Origin of the sequence: Clostridium intestinale DSM 6191 (assembly GCF_900130055.1) — a bacterium.
Classification (GTDB): Bacteria; Bacillota; Clostridia; order Clostridiales; family Clostridiaceae; genus Clostridium_T; species Clostridium_T intestinale.
Map to the genome: position 1 here is coordinate 234917 of NZ_FQXU01000008.1, position 19260 is coordinate 254176.

Below are 19260 nucleotides of genomic sequence, written 5' to 3' on the forward strand. Positions count from 1 at the left end.
TGAGCCAGGATCAAACTCTCAATTTAAGTGACGCTTAAATAATTAAGTGCACAAATTTTAGTTTAATCTTACTCTAAGAATTACGTTGACTATAAGTAGTTGTTCCAAATTTTACATTTGGTACAATCACCTACTTCACAACTTTCGTTGTGTAAGTTTCGTTTTATTCAAAACTTCTTAAGTTTCCTCTGTTTAATTTTCAAAGATCTAACAAAACTTGCTTTCACAGTTTAACACTATCAACATCTTTATGTCAACATGTTTTTTCAACTGTTTTTTTGTCTTAGCGACGAATAAAATAGTAACACGATATTTATATTGTAACTCTCTATAATTATATTATTATTCTATTTTAACTTTATATTTCTTAATCTTTCTTTTAATTTCTTAATTTTCCTATTAAAGATACACTAGGTAATGTTTATATTAATCTATTTGTTATTTGCTCGATAATTAACTATAATATAATCATAATAATTACATAACTTACTGGAGGTATTTACTTTGATAAAAAAACTTATGCTCTTTTTATTATGTTCTTTTTCTATTACTTTGTTATCTTGCAGTAATAAATCAACCAATTCAGATAATACTACTCAAAATAACAGTAATACTATAACCATAAAGTCTCCCCAATCAAATCAAAACAGTATAGTATTTTTAGGAGACACTTCTTTATCGCCAAATATATTTTATCCTTTTTTAGATAAAAATATATTTGTTGATTGGAGAGATGGAAATAAATTGGCAACTTTCCCTAAAGCTCTTACTAAAGATATGTTTCCTAATTTAAAAAATGAAAATACATATAACATAACATCTTCTTCATCTTCAATAGCTGTTTATGATGATAAAATAATTTACAGCGATAATATTGGAAGTCTACATACTACATCTCAGGATTTAAAAAGTTCCACTAAATTATCTGATGATTATGCTTATAATCTTATTTTATCTGGTGATGATTTATATTACATAAATAAAAATAACAACAATGTAATTACTAAATATAATCTTAAAAACAATACAAAAACAGCTTTAACTCAAGATAATGCTGGTAAATTCATTATAGTTGGGGATTGGATATTGTATCAAAACCTATCTGATTACTCTAAAATATACGGAGTAAAGTCAGATGGAACTTCTAGAACTAAATTATCTAATTCATCTGTAGAATCTTTCGCTTTATATAAAAATAATATTATATTTGTAAATTCCTCAGATAACGATAATATATATTTACTTCTTATAGATAAATCAGAAGAAAAAAAGATTCTTGATGTAACAGCTCAAGATCTACATTCAATCAATAATACTGTTTTCTTTATAAACAAAAATGACCTTAATTATCTTTACAGTTTAAGCGAAACTGGCGAGCTAAAATTCTCCTCAACTAAAATATCCAAAGATTCAGTAGTGGATTATTATCTTTTTGAAAACTCTATTTTTTACAAGAGAAGCCTTTCTACTGATTCTGAAATACATAGGATAGAGAATGCTTATAAATAAAAGTTTTATTAGCTTTAAATATAAACACCCCAAAGTTCAATATTAAAGAACTTTGGGGTGTTTTACTTTATATACTATTAACGATATCTCTAAACTTATTGCCTCTTATTTCAAAGTTAGTAAACATATCAAAACTCGCACAAGCAGGTGATAGTGTTACTATATCTCCATCCTTAGCTATATCTTTAGCCTTTTTTACTGCTTCTTCTAAGGACTCTACTATATTTACTGGAATGTCTATTCCTTTATCCTCTTTTATCTTATCAAAAACTTCTTTTATTTTATATTTTGTTGCTCCTAATAATATCAATTCCTTGATATACTCATGTCCTTCTTGAGCAAGTGGTTCAAATGGTATATGTTTATCATACCCACCTGCAATTAATATTACTTTTTCGTCAAAGGCCTTTAATCCAGCTAATGTTCTAGTTGGACTAGATGCTATTGAATCATTATAGTATTTAACACCTTCAACTTCTCTTATTAGCTCACATCTATGTGCTACTCCCTTGAAGTTTCTTGCAACATTTATCATACTTTCAATAGATACCTCATCTTCAGTCACTAAAAAAGCTGCAAGATAGTTTTCAATATTATGAGTTCCCTTTATTACAATTTCATCTTTATTTATGATTTTTTTATCCCTTATATAAAGATATCCATCTCTTAAATATGCTCCATCTTTTAATTCTTCTTTAGAAGAAAAAGTTTTTACATGGCCTTTAGCTTCACTTATAAAGCTTTTTGTAATTTCATTATCTATATTTAATACTAATAAATCTTCTTTTTCCTGGTATTTAAATATATTCTTTTTAGCATCAACATACTCATCCATACCCTTATGCATATCTAAATGGTTGGGAGTTATATTAGTTACTATTACTTTATCTATCTTTTCTTTCATTGTCATAAGCTGAAAAGAAGAAAGTTCTAATACTACTCTATCTTTAGTAGTAATCTCTTCTATATTAGAAAAAAGCGGAGAACCTATATTACCACCTACCCAGGTCTTAAACCCTTCCTCAATTAGAAGTTTAGACACAATAGTTGTAGTTGTAGTTTTTCCATCGCTTCCTGTTATTCCATAAATCTTAGCAGGACAATATTTTACGAACTCTTCCATTTCTGATGTTATGTGAGCACCTTCATTCTTTGCATTTACAAGTTCAGGTAAGTCTATTCTCATGCCTGGTGTTTTAAATATAACATCAAAACCTTTTAGTCTACTTAAATAGTCTTCTCCCAAAGAAAGTTTAACCCCTTTATTTATGAAATCTTTCCCTATATCCCCTAATTGTGTTTCATCTTTTTTATCAAAAGCCGTTACTTCAGCCCCTAATTCTAACAAAAAATTTATTAATGGTATATTACTAACACCTATTCCTAAAACTCCTACTTTTTTACCCTTTATAAAAACTTTAAATTCATTAAAATCACTTTTCATTAAATATGCCTCCAAAACTATACTCTACTTTAAATCTTTGCCCATTTGCTTTTAATTATAACATTGGTTATATTATAATTCTACTTAGGACGATACTAATTTGAAAAGGAGATTTTACATGTATTATTATGATTTCTTAGAAAGCCCCATGGGTTTAATCAAAATAACTGCTTCTGAGTCAGCTCTTGTTTCTCTTTCTCTTATAACTCAAGCTGACATCATAGCCACTCCTAACATCATAACTGATTTATGCAAAACTCAATTCAATGAATATTTTATGAATCAGAGAAGAGAATTTACACTACCTTTAGAATTTAATGGTACAAAATTTCAAAAAAGTGTATGGAATGAACTATTAAAAATCCCTTATGGTAAAACTACTAGTTATAAAGATGTTGCTGTCTCTCTTGGAAATCCTAATGCATCCAGGGCAGTGGGTGGTGCCGTAAATAAGAATCCATTATTTATAGTTGTTCCTTGTCATAGAGTTATTGGTTCTAATGGTGCACTAGTAGGTTTTGCTTTGGGAATTGATAAAAAAACTTATTTACTAGATATAGAAAAAAATCACCCGGGTAAATAAATCCCAGGTGATTTTTATTAAAATTCTAATTTTTTGCTTATATATGCTTCTAGTTCATCTATTTTGATTCTGATTTGATTCATTGTATCTCTATCTCTAACAGTTACTGATTCATCTTCCATAGTATCAAAATCAACTGTTATACATAATGGAGTACCTATTTCATCTTGTCTTCTATATCTCTTGCCTATACTTCCTGCTTCATCGTATTCTATATTAAAGTTTTTAGCAAGTTTTGCATATACTTCATCTGCTTTTTCTGATAACTTCTTAGATAACGGAAGTACAGCAGCTTTAAATGGTGCAAGTGCTGGATGTAATCTTAATACTGATCTTACATCTCCACCATCTAATTCCTCCTCATCATATGCATCGATTAAAAATGCTAAGGCAACTCTATCTGCTCCTAATGATGGTTCTATACAATATGGTACGTATTTTTCATTAGTAATTGGATCTAAATAATTCATATCTTGACCAGAATGTTCTTGGTGTTTTTTAAGGTCATAGTCAGTTCTATCAGCTATTCCCCATAATTCTCCCCATCCAAACGGGAATAAATATTCTATATCAGAAGTTGCATTTGAGTAGAAAGAAAGTTCTTCTGCTTCATGATCTCTCATTCTTAAATTACCTTCATTTACACCTAAGTTTAATAAGAATTTCCAACAATATTCTCTCCAGTAACTAAACCATTCTAAATCTGTTCCTGGCTTACAGAAAAATTCTAACTCCATTTGTTCGAATTCTCTTGTTCTAAATACGAAGTTTCCTGGTGTTATTTCATTTCTGAAAGATTTACCTATTTGAGCTATTCCAAAAGGTACTTTCTTTCTTGAAGATCTTTGAACAGCTTTAAAGTTTACAAATATACCTTGAGCTGTTTCTGGTCTTAAGAATATTTCTGATTTAGCATCTTCTGTTACACCTTGGAAAGTCTTAAACATAAGATTAAACTTTCTTATATCAGTAAAGTTTTTCTTTCCACATTTAGGACAAACTATATTGTTTTTATCTATATAATCTTTAAGTTCTTCATTACTCCATCCATCAGCTGTAGCAACTTCAGCTCCATTTTCAGTCATATGATCTTCTATTATTTTATCTGCTCTAAATCTTGATTTACAATCTTTGCAATCCATTAAAGGATCTGAGAATCCACCAACGTGTCCTGATGCAACCCAAACTTCTCTGTTCATTAAAATTGCACAGTCTACTCCTACATTGTATGGGCTTTCTTGAACAAATTTTTTCCACCATGCTTTTTTTACATTGTTTTTAAATTCAACTCCTAAAGGACCGTAATCCCATGAATTCGCAAGTCCTCCATATATATCAGAGCCTGGGAATATAAATCCTCTATTTTTACAAAGAGCCACTATTTTATCCATAGTCTTTTCTACTGCCATTTTAATACCTCCAAATAATTTTTTATAATAAAAAAGACCTCTTACCATAAAGGGACGAAAATATCTTTCCGCGGTTCCACCCTTCTTGGCAATAGCCCTACTTTCAAATTTTAAGCACTCAAAAGCTCCCTTCATCTTAACCACATAATAGCTTCCACCACCCGCTATCTCTCTAAAACATAATTAAGAATACTCTTCTTTATCATCATGCATATTTAATTATATAATAATTTTATCAGATAATACTTTATTGTCAATTTAAATCTGAAATAAAAAAAAGCAGCCTATAGCTACTATTTAGAAAAATTGGCTCCGTGGAGAGGGCTCGAACCTCCAACCTATCGGTTAACAGCCGAGTGCTCCACCATTGAGCTACCACGGAACATTAATCACAAGTATTATTATATCAAGTTATTTATAAAAATCAATAGCTTTTTTGAAAAATTTTAAGGTTTTTTAATAAATTTAATTAAAAAACCGCCGTTAATACGGCGATTTATTAATTTACAATTTATTGTAGTGGTTTCATTGTTGGGAATAAGATTACGTCTCTTATAGACGCTGAATCTGTTAAGAACATTATAAGTCTATCTATACCTATTCCTAATCCACCAGTTGGAGGCATACCTGTTTCTAAAGCACTCATGAACTCTTCATCTATCATGTATGCTTCGTCATCTCCAAGCTCTCTTTCTTGTTCTTGTTGTTTAAATCTGTCTCTTTGAACGATAGGATCGTTTAATTCAGAGTATGCATTACATATCTCTCTTCCAAATACAAATCCTTCAAATCTCTCAGTAAATTCATCATTTCCTCTCTTCTTTTTAGTAAGAGGAGAATTTTCTACTGGATAATCTATAACAAAAGTTGGTTGTATTAATTTTTCTTCACAGAATTCTTCATAAAGAGCATTAAGAACTTCACCCTTAGTAACTTTATCTAATGGCTTCTTAAACTCTAAGTGTTTTTCTTTAGCTATAGCTTGAGCTTCTTCGTTTGTAGCTACAGCATTATAGTCAAAGCCAGTATGCTCTTTTACTATATCAACCATAGTTACTCTTCTCCAAGGAGGCATAAATTCTATTTCTGTTCCTTGGTAATTTACCTTAGTTGTTCCATTAACCTTTTGACAAACGTAAGCAACTAAGTTTTCAGTTAGTTCCATCATATCGTTATAGTCAGCATAAGCTTCATATAATTCTATAGTTGTGAACTCAGGATTATGTTTTACTGACATACCCTCATTTCTGAAGATTCTTCCCATATCATAAACTTTTTCAAATCCACCTACTATACATCTTTTTAAATGTAGTTCTGTAGCTATTCTTAGATACATGTCTATATCTAAAGTATTATGATGAGTTGTGAATGGTCTAGCAGCTGCTCCACCTGCACTTGTTTGTAACATTGGAGTATCCACTTCTAAATAGCCCTTTTGGTCTAAGAATTCTCTTATTCCAGAAACTATTTTTGATCTTTTTATAAATGTTTCTCTTACTTCTTGATTGGTAATTAAGTCAAGTTCTCTTTGTCTATATCTTAAATCAGGATCTTTTAATCCATGCCATTTTTCTGGAAGTGGTTTTAATGACTTCGATATAAGTTGGAAGGCATTAACCTTAACAGAAATTTCTCCTGCCTTAGTTCTAAATACTTCACCTTCTGCTGCTATCCAATCTCCTAAATCATAAGTTTTAAACTCCTTAAGATTTTCTTCTCCAACAGCATCTAATTTAATAAATAATTGCATTTTCCCATCTCTATCATGGATATCTGCAAAAACAACTTTTCCTTGCCCTCTTTTAGACATTAAACGTCCAGCTATAGTTACAGTTTTTCCTTCAAGAGTCTCAAAATCATCCTTTACTTGAACTGAAGTATGAGTTCTTTCAACTTTATATACATCAAAAGGATCTTTTCCTGCCTCTTGTAGTTCTACAAGTTTTTGTCTTCTTAATCTTTCCTGCTCATTAAATTGAGCTTCCAACTGGTTTATACTTATCTCTTCATTTGACATTGGTGGTCCTCCATTAATCTCTTCTAATTCCTAATACTTCAAACTTATTTACCCCTTCAGGTACTGTGATTTCAACAACATCTCCAACTTTTTTACCTAAAAGCCCAGCTCCTACAGGAGATTCATTTGAAATTTTATAATTTATTGGATCTGCTTCAGCTGATCCTACTATTACATACTCAACTTCTTCATCAAATTCATAGTCTTTTATTTTAACTTTAGACCCTATTGATACTCTATCTGTTGATATTTCAGACTCATCTACAACAACTGCATTTTTTAACATGTTTTCTAATTGAAGAATTCTTCCTTCTGTAAAAGCCTGCTCATTTTTAGCTTCATCGTATTCTGAATTCTCACTTAGATCCCCATATCCTAGTGCAACTTTTATTTTTTCAGTTATTTCTTTTCTTTTTACAGTTTTAAGAAACTCTAATTCCTCTTCTAATTTTTTTACACCTTCATAAGTTAATATAACTTTTTTTTGTTCGCTCATGTCTTTCTCCCCTTCTATATGGTTCATCATATAATATATCATATTTTATCTTTAATTTAATAGTTTTTCCTATATGATTATTTAAAATATTATAAAGCTTACGCTATTACATGTCAATAAGAGTTGATATCAATTTCTTTTTTACCAAATCTAATCTCTTCTATATTAATTTTATTACTATCAAAAAAATCTTCTACTCTCTTACTAATATTATTTTCTGATTTAAGCAATGCTCCTAGAAGTTCAGGTGAAACCCTTTCTTCATAATCATTTATTGATAGTAACACATCATTAACCGCTAAGTTACTGAATTGTTCCGGCTCATAAAAACTATCTAAATACCAAACTCCTATATCACCATAACTTTTAGCTTTATCACTTATAATAAAATCTATACCTTTAGTATCATTAATATTAGTTGTGAATTCAGGTGAAACTCCATAATTAAGTAGTATATGACTTCTTATATTATTGACATTTTTAAAATTCCTAGTAACTAACACTATTCTCTTGGTATATTTTGCACATTCCTCAATAAGTGATAGATTATTAGTATTTCCACCATCTTCGATTGCTATAACGGAATTTTTTACAGTTTTTTTATTATTAATTAGTATTATAGACATAGATCTAACAATACAAAATGAAAGTACATTTTTTTGAAAACTATCTAAATAATCTAAATCGTATAATCTATTGCCTCTAACACTAACTGAGCTCCATCTCGCTCTTCCTATAACTCTCAATATATTATAAGAGTAAGCATCCTTATTATAATTAGGTGGAATACTTACTCGAGTTATTTCTTTATCTAATAAACCTAACTTTTTAGGAATATATGTTTTTGTTTTCAATTGATCTAGTATTTTATTTATAGAGTTATACTTAAAGTATGGATCTCCTTCTCTAAGCCTTATGTCTAAGATAGATTTCATAAATGAACGCCACCCTCAATTACAAATACTCTTAAAGTATATTATTCTAAACTTTTACTTTAAATACCTGCAATTTCGAGTATTTTTATATAATCTTCTAATATAGCTATAGCTTCATTGGAACTTTCCACAGTATTTATTTTGTCTTTTATGTCCGTACAATGAGGCAAACCTTTTATATACCATGCTGAATGTTTTCTCATTTCGCGTATAGCTTTATATTCACCTTCATATTTTAACGCTATCTTATAGTGCCTAATGCACATCTCTATCTTATCACTAGCTTTAGGGTAAGTTACAGCCTCTCCTTTTAGCTTCTGAGAAATAAGCTTAAATATCCATGGATTCCCCATGCTTCCTCTTGCAACCATTATACCATCGCAGTTACTTATCTTTTTAAGGTTCATAGCATCTTCCGGAGTAAATACATCCCCATTCCCTATAACAGGAATAGATACTGCTTTTTTTACCTTAGATATTATATCCCAATCAGCCTTACCTTCATACATTTGAGTTCTTGTCCTACCATGAACTGCTATAGTATCTGCACCTGCATCCTCCATCCATTTAGCGAACTCAACGGCATTAACATTCCCATCATCAAAGCCTTTTCTAAACTTAACTGTAACAGGGTTCTTGGAACTCTTTTTAACCGCCTTTACTATCTCTGCTGCTAGTTTAGGCTCTTTCATAAGTGCTGAGCCCTCTCCATTTTTAACTATCTTAGGAGCCGGACATCCCATATTTATATCTATTATACATATGTCATCTCTATTATTTAAATACTTGTCTACTACTTCTGCCATTATATTTGGTTCTCTTCCAAATATCTGTACTGCTGCAGGCATTTCTTCTTCTGCTATTCTCAAAAGTTTCTTTGTATTTTCACTACCATAATAAAGAGCTTTAGCGCTTACCATTTCTGTATAAACAAGTTCGCAACCCATCTCTTTACACAGGCCCCTAAAGGATATATCTGTTACCCCTGCCATAGGTGCTAAAAATACAGGATTTTCGAAACTCATTTTTCCTATATTCACTATTATCTACTCCTTATTTTTATCATAAATTATCTTTAGTCCTTCAAGAGTGAGTTGAGGTTCTATTTTATCTATAATATTAGTTCCTTCTGAAATAAGTGAAGCTAGTCCTCCCGTTGCTATAACAAATGGTTCTTCTTCATCTAGTTCTTTCATTTCGTTTTTCATCATATTTACTATATATTCAACTTGCCCTATGTATCCATAGATTATTCCTGCTTGCATACTTGTAATTGTGTTCTTACAAATTATACTTTTAGGTTTCTCAAGCTCAACTCTAGGCAACTTAGCTGCTCTTTCAAACAAAGCCTCTGAGGATATTTTTATTCCTGGAACAATATTCCCACCTAAATAATTTCCTCGTTTAGTTATAGCACAAAAAGTTGTTGCTGTTCCAAAGTCTATAATTATTAAAGGTCTTTTATACTTTTCATGTGCTGCTACAGCATTTACTATTCTATCTGCACCAACTTCTTTTGGATTATCATACTTGATATTAATACCTGTTTTTATTCCAGGACCTACAACAAGTGCTTCAGTATTAAAACACTTTCTTATCATATGCTCCAAAGAATACATTATATTAGGAACTACAGAAGATATAATTATTCCGCTTACTTCTTTAGGATCTAAAGAGTTTTGATTAAATAGCTGCATAACTTGTATTCCATATTCATCTGAGGTTTTATTAGCATCTGTAGATATCCTCCAGCTAGCTATAAATTTCTCCTCTTTACTAACCCCTAATACAATGTTGGTATTCCCCACATCTATTAATAGTATCATAATTGCACCGCCTTAATATAATTAAAAGTAGCTTTGAAGCTACTAAGATTCTTAGATACTTTTACAATTTAACAATTTAATTTTAGCAATTAATTTTGATTTGTCAAGTTTTTAACATTGTTTTTATATTAACAAAGAATTACATTTTAAAAACTTTTTTAACAAAAAATTATAAAAAAAATTTAACTTCTCAACTTAATAGAGAAGTTAAATCTGTAGATCATATTTATACATTCAAATATCTGAGTACCTGAGTACTTGAGTGCTCAGGTACTCAAGTACTCAGGTTTTTCTTCTTTTATTTTTTAAAACAATCCTAGTATTTCTCCATTTTCTAATATATCCATTCTAGCAGCTGCTGGAACTTTAGGTAATCCCGGCATTGTCATTATATCACCAGTTAAAGCTACTATAAATCCCGCACCTTTAGAAACTTTAATTTCTCTAACTGTAATATCAAAATTACTTGCTCTTCCTAGTAATTTAGGATTATCAGATAATGAATATTGAGTTTTCGCCATACATATAGGAAGTTTATCGCATCCTATTCTCTCTAATTCTCTAATTTGATTTAAAGCTTGAGTCGTAAAATTAACACCATTCGCTCCATATATCTCTTTAGCTATTTTAGATATTTTATCTTCAATTGAATCTTCTACATCATATAATACATCAAATTTAGATTCTTCTTTTTCTATTATATCTAGAACTTCATTTCCAAGTTCTATGGCTCCATCTCCACCTTTTGCCCATACTTCTGAAAGTGATACCTTAACACCAATGGAATGACAATACTCTTTTATTGCCTTTATTTCATCTTCAGTATCAGTTACAAATTTATTTATAGCAACAATCATAGGAACACCATATTTTTTTATATTTTCTATATGTTTTCCTAGGTTCTCAATACCTTTATTTAATGCTTCTATATCTTCAACATTTAATTTATCCTTAGCTACTCCACCATGATGTTTTAATGCTCTAATAGTCGCAACTAAAACTACACAGTTTGGTTTAAGTTCACCATATCTACATTTTATATCGAAGAATTTTTCTGCTCCAAGATCAGCCCCAAATCCTGCTTCAGTAACAACTATATCTCCTAATTTTAACGCAGTTTTAGTAGCTATTATAGAATTACATCCATGTGCAATATTAGCAAAAGGCCCCCCATGGATTATTGCTGGAGTATTCTCTAATGTTTGCACTAGATTAGGTTTAATAGCATCTTTCATTAATAATGTCATAGCTCCATGTACATTTAAATCTTTAGCATAAACAGCTTCACCATCTAAATTATACGCTACTAGTATATTCCCCATTCTTTCTTTAAGATCAGCTAAATCTTTAGCTAAACATAATATAGCCATAATTTCTGAAGCAACAGTTATCATAAAACCATCTTCACGTACAAAACCATTAGCTTTTCCGCCCATACCAACGACTATATCCCTTAAAGCTCTATCATTCATGTCCATGACTCTTTTGAATAATATCCTTCTTGAATCTATTCTTAAATCATTACCTTGGTGTATATGATTATCTATAGCCGCTGATAGTAAATTATTAGCTGAAGTTATAGCATGCATATCTCCAGTGAAGTGAAGATTTATATCTTCCATAGGAACTACTTGAGCATATCCACCACCAGCTGCCCCGCCTTTTATTCCAAAAACTGGTCCTAAAGAAGGTTCTCTTAATGCTATTACAGCTTTTTTCCCTAATTTACAAAGCCCTTGACCCAATCCTACTGTAACAGTAGACTTCCCTTCCCCTGCTGGAGTTGGATTTATCGCTGTTACTAAAACAAGCTTTCCATCTTTATTATCTGATTTATTTAATATATCTAAGGAAATTTTGCATTTATATTTGCCGTATAACTCTATATCATCCTCACTTAAATTTAAATCCTGAGCTATTTTAACTATTGGTAGCATTTTTGCTTCTTGTGCTATTTCAATATCACTTTTCATAAGTAAACACCTCTTTCTTATATTAATAAACACTCTATAATTCATCTATATTATATCATTAAAAATATTTTTTTGAAGCTTTATTGCAATTTTAAGAATATTTTTCGCCTAATTACGAATTAACAATAAAAAAAGCCGTATATAATACGGCTTTTTAATACTAATTATGCATTAGCAAATACTTCTTGGAATTCATTTGCTTCAAGTCTTTCTTTTTCAAGAAGGGCTAAAGCTACTGCATGAAGCTTATGAATGTTTTCTGTTAATAACTTTTCTGTTCTCTTATATGCTTCATCTACTAATTCTTTTATTTCTCTATCTATTCTAGAACCAATTTCTTCACTAAAGTTTCTAGATCTCCCTAAATCTCTTCCTAAGAAGACTTCATTTTGATCTGTTCCATAGCTTATAGGTCCTAAGTTATCACTCATACCATATTCCATAACCATTGCTCTTGCTATGTTAGAAACTCTATCAATATCATTTTTAGCTCCAGTACTTATATCTCCAAGAATTAACTTTTCAGCTACTCTTCCTCCTAAAAGACTTACCATATCATCTTTTAATTTTGATTTTGATGTATATGATCTATCTTCCTTAGGTAAATGCATTGTATATCCACCTGCCATACCTCTTGGTATTATACTTATTTGGTGAACTGGGTCTGAATTTTCTAAATACATAGCTACTACTGCATGACCTGCTTCATGATAAGCTGTAAGTTTTTTATCATGTTCACTAATAACTCTGCTCTTCTTTTCAGGACCAGCAATTACTCTTGTTATAGCCTCTTCCATTTCTTCCATGGTGATTCTCTTTTTAGATTTTCTTACTGAAAGCAGTGCCGCTTCATTAGTAAGATTTTCTATATCAGCTCCAGTAAATCCAGGAGTTCTTTTTGCTAAAACATCTAATTTTATATCATCTGATAATGGTTTATTTCTTGTATGAACTTTTAATATATCTTCTCTTCCCTTAACATCAGGTGCTCCAACCATGATTTGTCTATCAAATCTACCTGGTCTTAATAATGCTGGATCTAATATGTCTGGTCTGTTAGTCGCAGCTATCATTATTATTCCTTCATTAAGTCCGAAACCATCCATTTCAACTAATAACTGATTAAGTGTTTGTTCTCTTTCATCATGACCTCCGCCAAGACCTGCTCCTCTTTGTCTACCTACAGCATCTATTTCATCAATAAATATTATACATGCTGGGTATTTCTTTGCTTGCTCAAATAAGTCCCTAACTCTAGATGCACCTACTCCTACAAACATTTCAACAAAGTCAGATCCCGATATGCTTAAGAAAGGTACTCCAGCTTCACCAGCAATAGCTCTTGCTAATAAAGTTTTACCTGTTCCTGGAGGTCCAACTAATAAGACTCCCTTTGGAATTCTAGCGCCCATATCTGTATATTTTTTAGGATCTTTTAAGAAATCAACTATTTCTGCTAATTCCTCTTTTTCTTCTTCAGCTCCTGCCACATCTTTAAACGTAACCTTCTTTTTATCTGGAGCTGCCATTTTAGCTTTACTTTTACCAAAATTCATTACTCCTCTATTTCCGCCTCCGCTTTGTGATTGCTGCATTATTATGAATAAGAAAATTAAAAATACTACTATAAGTAATACTGTAGGGATTAATTGAACCCACTCTTTTGTACTTGTTGGCTGATCAAATAATATATCAACATTTTGCTTAGGATTTTCTGTAATTAATCCATTAAGAATAGTTAATGGCGCGTAAACAACAAACGCCTTTCCATCATTTAAAGTACCTTCTATTGTTATATTATCTTGTTTAACTCTTATTGATTTTACTTCATCTTTAATATAACTTTGTTTAAAATCACTATAGTGAATTGTATCCTTATTTTTACCGCCTTCCCATAGGGCAAATGAGGTTATCATGACCATAACAGTTATTATTAACCAAGTTGCAGTGCCAGAAAATTTTTTCATTCAAGGCCCCCCTCTCTTTCTAGTTATTAAAAATTTTATCACATTTAATTGTATCTAATCAATAGTATTATGGTATATATACTTATATTACTTTCTATATACCTTTGGATCAAGAATGCCTATGAACGGAAGATTCCTATACTTCTCAGCATAATCTATACCATATCCCACTATAAATTCATCCGGAACTATAAAACCTTCATACTTAACATCCACGTCAACTGCTCTTCTAGCTGGTTTATTAAGAAGCGTCGCTATGCTTATACTATTAGCTCCTCTCCCTTGTAAATACTTAGACAAGTAATTTAAAGTTATTCCTGTATCTACTATATCTTCAACTATTAAGATGTTTTTTCCTTCAATTCCATGGTCTAAATCCTTTAATATTCTAACAACCCCAGATGTTTCAGTGGAATTGCCATAGGATGAAACTGCCATAAAGTCTATTTCACATGGTATTTCAATGTTTTTTATAAGCTCTGATGCAAATAAAACTGAACCTTTTAAAACTCCTACCACAACTAATTCTTTTCCTTTATAATCATTATTTATCTCATCAGCAAGTTCCTTTACTCTTTTAGTGATAGCCTCCTCACTAAATAAAATCTCTTTTACATCGTCCCTCATTCTTACTGTTCCTTTCTAATCAATTTAATTTTTAATATTTTTTTTGTACTTTTATTAATTTTAAATTCTTCAGAAGTTTTGATTCCAACAACCCATGCTATTTCATCATCAAAACAAACTATAGGAATAAAATCTCTATTATCTTTAGGTATCTTAAAATCTATAAAAATATCTTTTATTTTTTTTCTTCCGCTCATTCCTAATGGCTTCATTCTATCCCCATCTTTTCTGAGCCTCACTTCTATATTTTTAGATATTTTATCATAATCAAAATATTTTACAAGGGAATCATCTGAAAATATTAAATTTCCTTCATTACTAGAAACAGTAAACTCCATATCATATTCATTAAAACTTATGATATTATTATTCAACTCTTCCTTTTTCAACAATATATTTGCTTTTTTACTTTTCCCTTCATTATAAGTATTTACAAATCTAATTATTACATTCTTATATACATTTACAGCTTCCAAATTATGAGGAAGTGATAATCTTGTTCCAGTTTTATTTCTTTGTAATGTTATAATATCATAAATATGTTTCATTTCAAAATCAAAATGTTTTTTTGAAAATACTACTAATGCTGATTTTAGTGTCCTTGTAAGTAATGCTTCCTTTTCTAAAAATAGTTTTTCACCTATTTTTAGTTCATCTTTAAAATCACAATATTTATCCAAGCTCTTTTCAACATATTCATTTATAAATTCTTCATCCTTACTCAAAAGTATACCTAATCTATTAATAGTATTTATAATATCAGAATTAAAATTCTCCTTAATATATGGTATCAATTCTAATCTTACCTTATTCCTAGAATATATATTTTCTAAATTAGTTTTATCAATTCTTGGCTTTAATTTTTTTTCTAAGCAATATTTCTCTATCTCATTTCTTTCTATACACAATATAGGTCTTATGTAAATATCATCACGTTTAGCTTTTATACCAACTAAACCTTCTAACCCAGTTCCTCTCATAAGCCTCATTAAAATAGTCTCGGCCTGATCATTTAAATTATGGGCTAAGGCTATTTTATCATAGGAGTGTTCTTTTTTTAATTCCTCAAAGAATTTATACCTTTCTTCTCTGCCAGCCATCTCAGAGCTTATTCCTCGCTCTTTAACAATCCTATTAATATCAACTCTTTTTACAAAACAATTTATACCAGCTTTTTCACAAAAACTTCTAACATAAGCTTCATCCTCATCTGCTTCTTTTCCTCTAAGCATATGATTTATGTGTGCAGCTGCTATCTTAAGATTATAGTTTTCACTAATCTCTATTAAAATATTAGTCAAAAAAATTGAGTCGGGACCACCAGAAAGAGCAACTAAAATCCTATCACCAGATTTAATAAGCTCTTTATCTTCAATATATTTAATTATCTTATCTTTCAAATTCAAATCCACCTCAATGTATTAATCAATCTTATTATACTTCTACAATTTAACATTTACAATTATTAAAATCAACTATATATAATAATGTGAAAGAACTAATTTATACTGTTTTTTAATGTGAAGGAACTAATTTGTTCTTTCATTAATGTGCATAAATAAAAAACCTGGTGTTAGCCAAGTTTTTTATTCAATAACTTAATATAAAGAATATACTTTTGAAGCCACAACTGTCATATCATCTTTACTTTTGCCTCCAGATAGTTCTTTTGCCTTTTCTAATATATCATGAACCATCTCTTTAGGATTAGTAGACTTACACTCTCTTAGATAGTTTACAAGCCATCCAGTGCTTCCACTCTGATCCTTATTTATTTCTAATATACCATCACTTAAGGTTATTATTATATCTCCGCTCTTAACCTTCCTATTTATAATATCAACATCAACCTTATCTAGCACTCCAAAGGGTAACGTTTTAGAACTTATTTCTTCTACACTATCTCCACTCTTTATAAAACTAGCAACAGCTCCTATCTTCATAAAACTTATATCTCCAGAGTATAAATCAACAGTATTCATATCTAATGTCGCATATTTCTCATCTTCTGCGAATTTCATATTCATTATAGAGTTAACAGCATTTATTGCTGTCATATTGTTAAATCCTGCTTCAGTAAATTTCTCTATAAGTTCCACAGCTGCCTTTGATTCCTCTCCTGCACCTGGTCCTGATCCCATCCCGTCACTAACTAAGGTCATATAACAACCGTCTTTTGTTTTATTGAAAGAATGGCTATCCCCTGTGTACTTTTCTCCCTCCTTACAACTTAAAGCTACATAACTTGCTATATGATATTTAGGTGTTTCTTCTATCAGCACCTTACATTGATTACTCTTTGGGTCAATACTACATCCATCCCCTCCTATACTCATAGGTCTTCCTATTACCTTATTTATTATTGGTAAAGCTTCTTTAACACAATACTGTGCTCCATGACAATTCTCTAAAGTGATTTTTATGTTAATTCTTCCTTTTTTATCTTCATAGCAAAACAAATCTAGGTATTTAAAGTTATTTCTGTTAAGAGTCCTTTTTAAACTTCTTTCGAACTCACTACAGAGTTCCATATCTCTATCTAAGTCTGTCAAAATCTCATCAACAGTATCCGCCATATTTCCTATATGATTTGCTAAAAGCATCCTTCCTTCCTCTAATCTTTTTTTCCACATTTCATTTAATATATGCTTTTCTACTATTTCTTCAGTACTTTTAATAAGTGCATGTTTTTTTACACATTTCTTTTCTAATTCTTCTGGAAATACTAAAACACCTTCTTCTGATGACTTAATTAATTCTGAGAAACTTCCATAGGTACTATATAGTTCCCTTTTCCAACACATGTATTTCATGTCACAATTACTACAAACTCTATCTGCTAAATTTTCTATTAATGCAGCACTTTTATTTTTTAATAACAGTTTATTATTATCACCAAAACCCTGCATCACCTCTGACATATCTCCTAATAGTTGCGTAAAATCTCTAAATCTTCTTGTAAATTCCTCCTTTATTTTTGACAAGTGAAACTCTGTATACTTATCTTCTTTTTTCTCTGCATCTATTTCTAACATCAATTTATTTATAAAAGTATTTGGTATAGCTAAAAATATGAAAACAGAGATTAAAGCCTCCACAATCATATATACATCAAATACTTGAGCATAGAGATTTAATATAGAATACATTATCACGAAACATACTGCGGAAAATATTTTTCCTATATCCTTAAATACTCCAACCACCAATCCACATACTCCATATAGTGTTACATAAAGCAGCATCTTATCCATGGTTATTCCTATTATAAGTCCCATACTTATACCCATTGCTGCCCCCAAGGCTCCCTGAGATGTATAGGCTATAATTAAAATAAATACAAGGGCAATTATATTTCTTATACTTATGTTAAGTATAGACATTCCCCCTATTCCAGCAACAGATAAAGAAATTAATATACTTATGCTTATAAGTTCCTCTGAAATAAATATATGATTTGTATTAAATTCTTCCAAGCAGCTTACGCTATACTTTACTATATACGATATCCCTTCGATTATTATTGTTAATACTCCTGATAAAACAATTGAACTTATTATCCCATTTCCGTCAATAAAATATTTAAAGATCATCATTGAAAGAAATAAAACAACCCCTCTTCTTATCCCCTCACTTTTACCACCTATCTTTATATTAACTAAATCAGTGGATACCAATATACATGATGTTATTATATACATCGAAATATCTTCAACCCTATATACTAAAGTTAGGTACCCTAATATAACTCCTGAAGACCCTAATAATTTATACATTTTATCTTTACTACTTTGTAGTGCTAATATATATGCAATTCCAAAAGGAGCTATACTTTCTAACGTAGAGAGATTTAACACCAAGGATATTCTACTAAGTAATATCCCAACCGAAAAAAATATCCCTAACTTTAAGGGAGAATATACAACTCTTAAATCTTTTTTGTTTTTATTCTTGTTCTCTATTCTTTTATAAGTATCTACTTCTAGTCCATACTGCACGTCTACCCCTCCATCCTATTTTTTTCCAATAAATGTAATTAGATTATAGCAAGGTTTTTTTGCAATTTGTGTCATTATGTGTTCTACATAATGATTTTCGTTGGACAAAATTACTTATAATTCACATTATTTATATAAACTCAGCAAAAATCTGTGGATAATATTTAAAGACTTGTGGATTGTTTTATTCCTTAGAAAGACTGGATTTTCAAAGATTATTTTCTCTTTTGAAAGGATTTAATTTTTTGTCGTGTTTTTATTATATTTGAATATTTATATCATACGAATTTAGGAATAAATTATATTTAGGCAGATGAAAGGAATCTAATTGATTAAGTTTCTATAGTAACACAAACAAAAAAACCTACAATATATTGTAGGTTTTTGGTGCTGAAGACCGGAATCGAACCGGTACGGTGTTTAAGCACCGCAGGATTTTAAGTCCTGTGCGTCTGCCAGTTCCGCCACTTCAGCAT

14 protein-coding genes, 2 tRNA genes and 1 other annotated feature are annotated in these 19260 nt (G+C 30.3%); of the genes, 2 read left to right on the forward strand and 14 right to left on the reverse strand.

Annotated elements, in window-relative coordinates:
* Nucleotides 1-504: 504 nt before the first annotated feature.
* Complete coding sequence (locus tag BUA92_RS13945) at nt 505-1509, forward strand: DUF5050 domain-containing protein (protein WP_073020417.1); 1005 nt, start codon at nt 505-507, stop codon at nt 1507-1509.
* 67 nt (nt 1510-1576) lie between these two features.
* On the opposite strand, the gene murD is transcribed toward BUA92_RS13945, so the two are convergent.
* Entirely contained in the window at nt 1577-2953 is a 1377-nt protein-coding gene (gene murD, locus BUA92_RS13950) for a UDP-N-acetylmuramoyl-L-alanine--D-glutamate ligase (RefSeq protein ID WP_073020418.1), read from the reverse strand.
* A gap of 118 nt (nt 2954-3071) precedes the next feature.
* Between murD and BUA92_RS13955 the strand changes: the two genes are divergently transcribed.
* On the forward strand, nt 3072-3536 hold the full coding sequence (locus BUA92_RS13955) for a methylated-DNA--[protein]-cysteine S-methyltransferase (RefSeq protein WP_073020419.1): 465 nt from the start codon (nt 3072-3074) through the stop codon (nt 3534-3536).
* A gap of 17 nt (nt 3537-3553) precedes the next feature.
* On the opposite strand, the gene BUA92_RS13960 is transcribed toward BUA92_RS13955, so the two are convergent.
* The 13 genes from BUA92_RS13960 to BUA92_RS14020 form a co-directional block, all read right to left on the reverse strand.
* Entirely contained in the window at nt 3554-4945 is a 1392-nt protein-coding gene (locus BUA92_RS13960; RefSeq protein WP_073020568.1) for a glycine--tRNA ligase, read from the reverse strand.
* A 47-nt stretch (nt 4946-4992) separates the two neighbouring features.
* Nucleotides 4993-5160 (reverse strand) — a binding site (T-box leader).
* 92 nt (nt 5161-5252) lie between these two features.
* Nucleotides 5253-5327, reverse strand: a tRNA-Asn gene (locus BUA92_RS13965).
* A gap of 129 nt (nt 5328-5456) precedes the next feature.
* Nucleotides 5457-6962, reverse strand: coding sequence for a lysine--tRNA ligase (gene lysS / locus BUA92_RS13970; protein WP_073020420.1), 1506 nt, complete (start codon nt 6960-6962; stop codon nt 5457-5459).
* 13 nt (nt 6963-6975) lie between these two features.
* Nucleotides 6976-7458 carry a transcription elongation factor GreA gene (greA, locus tag BUA92_RS13975; RefSeq protein WP_073020421.1) on the reverse strand — a complete coding sequence of 161 codons (483 nt, stop codon included), beginning with the start codon at nt 7456-7458 and terminating at the stop codon, nt 6976-6978.
* Between the two features lie 113 nt (nt 7459-7571).
* Nucleotides 7572-8393 (reverse strand): hypothetical protein, encoded by an 822-nt coding sequence (locus tag BUA92_RS13980; protein ID WP_073020422.1) that lies wholly within the window; start codon nt 8391-8393, stop codon nt 7572-7574.
* Between the two features lie 59 nt (nt 8394-8452).
* Entirely contained in the window at nt 8453-9433 is a 981-nt protein-coding gene (dusB, locus tag BUA92_RS13985; protein WP_073020424.1) for a tRNA dihydrouridine synthase DusB, read from the reverse strand.
* A gap of 6 nt (nt 9434-9439) precedes the next feature.
* Complete coding sequence (locus tag BUA92_RS13990) at nt 9440-10219, reverse strand: type III pantothenate kinase (protein ID WP_073020426.1); 780 nt, start codon at nt 10217-10219, stop codon at nt 9440-9442.
* Nucleotides 10220-10524: 305 nt separating this feature from the next.
* Nucleotides 10525-12192, reverse strand: coding sequence for a formate--tetrahydrofolate ligase (locus BUA92_RS13995; protein WP_073020429.1), 1668 nt, complete (start codon nt 12190-12192; stop codon nt 10525-10527).
* A 164-nt stretch (nt 12193-12356) separates the two neighbouring features.
* Nucleotides 12357-14159 carry an ATP-dependent zinc metalloprotease FtsH gene (gene ftsH / locus BUA92_RS14000; RefSeq protein WP_073020431.1) on the reverse strand — a complete coding sequence of 601 codons (1803 nt, stop codon included), beginning with the start codon at nt 14157-14159 and terminating at the stop codon, nt 12357-12359.
* Between the two features lie 87 nt (nt 14160-14246).
* The gene (gene hpt, locus BUA92_RS14005) at nt 14247-14786 is read right to left on the reverse strand and encodes a hypoxanthine phosphoribosyltransferase (RefSeq protein ID WP_021804434.1); all 540 of its coding nucleotides are present in this window, start codon (nt 14784-14786) and stop codon (nt 14247-14249) included.
* A gap of 2 nt (nt 14787-14788) precedes the next feature.
* Nucleotides 14789-16186 (reverse strand): tRNA lysidine(34) synthetase TilS, encoded by a 1398-nt coding sequence (gene tilS / locus BUA92_RS14010; protein WP_073020433.1) that lies wholly within the window; start codon nt 16184-16186, stop codon nt 14789-14791.
* Nucleotides 16187-16384: 198 nt separating this feature from the next.
* Nucleotides 16385-18784, reverse strand: a complete 2400-nt coding sequence (gene spoIIE / locus BUA92_RS14015) for a stage II sporulation protein E (protein WP_073020435.1) — start codon at nt 18782-18784, stop codon at nt 16385-16387.
* A 385-nt stretch (nt 18785-19169) separates the two neighbouring features.
* Nucleotides 19170-19258 (reverse strand) — tRNA-Leu (locus tag BUA92_RS14020).
* Nucleotides 19259-19260 lie beyond the last annotated feature (2 nt).

Bases quoted from the DNA above. Each gene is read 5' to 3' on its own strand.
- murD (WP_073020418.1), bottom strand. From the start codon at position 2,953: ATGAAAAGTGATTTTAATGAATTTAAAGTTTTTATAAAGGGTAAAAAA.
- BUA92_RS13955 (WP_073020419.1), top strand. From the start codon at position 3,072: ATGTATTATTATGATTTCTTAGAAAGCCCCATGGGTTTAATCAAAATA.
- BUA92_RS13960 (WP_073020568.1), bottom strand. From the start codon at position 4,945: ATGGCAGTAGAAAAGACTATGGATAAAATAGTGGCTCTTTGTAAAAAT.
- lysS (WP_073020420.1), bottom strand. From the start codon at position 6,962: ATGTCAAATGAAGAGATAAGTATAAACCAGTTGGAAGCTCAATTTAAT.
- greA (WP_073020421.1), bottom strand. From the start codon at position 7,458: ATGAGCGAACAAAAAAAAGTTATATTAACTTATGAAGGTGTAAAAAAA.
- BUA92_RS13980 (WP_073020422.1), bottom strand. From the start codon at position 8,393: ATGAAATCTATCTTAGACATAAGGCTTAGAGAAGGAGATCCATACTTT.
- BUA92_RS13990 (WP_073020426.1), bottom strand. From the start codon at position 10,219: ATGATACTATTAATAGATGTGGGGAATACCAACATTGTATTAGGGGTT.
- BUA92_RS13995 (WP_073020429.1), bottom strand. From the start codon at position 12,192: ATGAAAAGTGATATTGAAATAGCACAAGAAGCAAAAATGCTACCAATA.
- ftsH (WP_073020431.1), bottom strand. From the start codon at position 14,159: ATGAAAAAATTTTCTGGCACTGCAACTTGGTTAATAATAACTGTTATG.
- hpt (WP_021804434.1), bottom strand. From the start codon at position 14,786: ATGAGGGACGATGTAAAAGAGATTTTATTTAGTGAGGAGGCTATCACT.